The organism is Frigoribacterium sp. AC759 (assembly GCF_979256015.1).
In genome coordinates this window covers 1-269 of the sequence record NZ_CEEDMT010000098.1, presented here as the reverse complement: position 1 = coordinate 269, position 269 = coordinate 1, and the positions used below count along the sequence as shown (strand labels likewise).

Genomic DNA, 269 nt, shown 5'->3' with positions numbered 1-269 from the left:
ATCTTCACCGGTCGCCCTTGCTGATCGAGCGAGAGCGCGTGGAAGACGAGCGGCGAAGTGCCCAGCGCGGCGACCGCCGGCTCGGCGGGAATGGCGAGGTTCTTCGCGTAGCGGCGAACCGCCGGCACGGCGTCGGCGTTCGGAATCGTCACGCTGAACAGGGCCGGCGCATGCTCGCGCCAGACGCTCGCGATGCGCCCGGCGTCAGCCAGCAGCGCGCGGTCGGCAGGTTTCAGATAGAGATCCAGCAGTCCCGCCTTCATCATCCG

The 269-nt window shown here is 69.1% G+C and carries 1 protein-coding gene; it reads right to left on the bottom strand.

Annotated features, from left to right (window positions below; all coding sequences use genetic code 11):
- The coding region (locus tag ACZ6JE_RS15240; RefSeq protein WP_464319488.1) for a hypothetical protein at positions 1 to 269 on the bottom strand (269 nt) is incomplete at both ends.